2 protein-coding genes and 1 pseudogene are annotated in these 1,352 nt (G+C 45.3%); all 3 read right to left on the reverse strand.

Translation table 11 applies throughout. The features are described from left to right. Window positions 1–278, reverse strand: a pseudogene (locus V7Z64_RS09985) (NADH-quinone oxidoreductase subunit C); the annotation flags it as partial. Then, window positions 279–791, reverse strand: a complete 513-nt coding sequence (locus V7Z64_RS09990; RefSeq protein WP_003396994.1) for a NuoB/complex I 20 kDa subunit family protein — start codon at window positions 789–791, stop codon at window positions 279–281. It lies immediately after the preceding pseudogene. Next, entirely contained in the window at window positions 782–1,180 is a 399-nt protein-coding gene (locus V7Z64_RS09995) for an NADH-quinone oxidoreductase subunit A (RefSeq protein ID WP_297989555.1), read from the reverse strand. Before V7Z64_RS09995 ends, V7Z64_RS09990 begins: the two co-directional genes overlap by 10 nt. Window positions 1,181–1,352 lie beyond the last annotated feature (172 nt).

Here is a 1,352-nt window from a genome sequence, read left to right on the forward strand (position 1 = left end):
GCTTTCGCCGCTGCTGCCGCTTTTTTCTTCGCCAACTCTTCTTCGCTTAATTCGCTTGATTCCAGCGCCTTTTGTTTCGCTAGCGCTGCAGCTTTCGCTTTCGCCGCTGCTGCCGCTTTTTTCTTCGCAAGCGCAACATCATCTTCCTGTTCGAGCGTCGGCTCAGTTTGTTTCGCTTGTTCAGCTGCTTGTTTGGCAGCAAGACGCTCTTTTGCTAATTGTTTCGCCCGTTCGGCCGCTTCTCTTTTTAGTTGCTGTAAATCTTTTTCATCGCTCATTTACAGCACCCTCTTTCCTGTTTTTGCTTCATAGCGAATCTTCTCTTTTAACTTATTAATGCCATAAATAAGGGCAGCTGGGTTTGGCGGACAGCCCGGAATATATACATCAACAGGGACGATTTGATCGACACCTTTCACAACGCAATACGATTTCACGTACGGACCACCTGCCGTTGCGCATGATCCCATCGCAATGACCCATTTCGGTTCAGGCATTTGATCGTACAAGCGGCGAACAATTGGCGCCATTTTTTTCGTGACTGTACCTGAGACGATCATGACATCTGATTGACGCGGCGACGTGCGGAAGAAAGAGCCGAAACGATCTAAGTCGTAATGGGAAGAGCCGACTCCCATCATTTCAATGGCGCAACAGGCAAGTCCGAACGTAAGCGGCCATAGCGAGTTGCTGCGCGCCCACGCTTTTAGCTGTTCTAATGTCGTTAAAAAGACGTTGCGGCGCATTTCTTCCATTTCTTGATCTGATACGTTCAATAATTTTACATCCATTTTAACACCTTCTTCTTCCAAGCATACACAAGTCCAATCAACAACATGACGACGAAAATGAGCATTTCGATGATGGCAAATGCACCGAGCTTTTCAAATGCCACCGCCCACGGATATAAAAATACAGTTTCTACATCAAAAATGACGAACAGCAACGCAAAGATGTAATATCTGACGTTAAATTGCACGCGCGAATCGTGGAATGGATCCAATCCGCTCTCGTACGTTGTTTGCTTCGCTGCATTCGGCGCATGTGGACGAAGAAAACGTCCTGCTGTGAGCGCAACGATCGGAAGCAAAATACCTAAACAAAGAAACACAAAGACGACTACATAACTGTTTACATACACGTTCAACGATGGCCCACCCCTTTGTGACTTTATACACATTTTTCGAAAACGTCATACTATTACGACTGTAACCGATAACATTATATCACTTCTTCACATATGTGTCGATAAAACTTGTTCCAAAAACAAGAAAAACACCCCCCCTCTTTCTAATAACAAAAAACCCTAAGAGACGATGCTCTTAGGGTTAAAAGTTGCGATTCGCGACATT

Origin of the sequence: Anoxybacillus sp. (assembly GCF_036834105.1) — a bacterium.
Lineage (GTDB): Bacteria > Bacillota > Bacilli > Bacillales > Anoxybacillaceae > Anoxybacillus.

Bases quoted from the DNA above. Each gene is read 5' to 3' on its own strand.
- V7Z64_RS09995 (WP_297989555.1), bottom strand. From the start codon at position 1,180: ATGTGTATAAAGTCACAAAGGGGTGGGCCATCGTTGAACGTGTATGTA.
- V7Z64_RS09990 (WP_003396994.1), bottom strand. From the start codon at position 791: ATGGATGTAAAATTATTGAACGTATCAGATCAAGAAATGGAAGAAATG.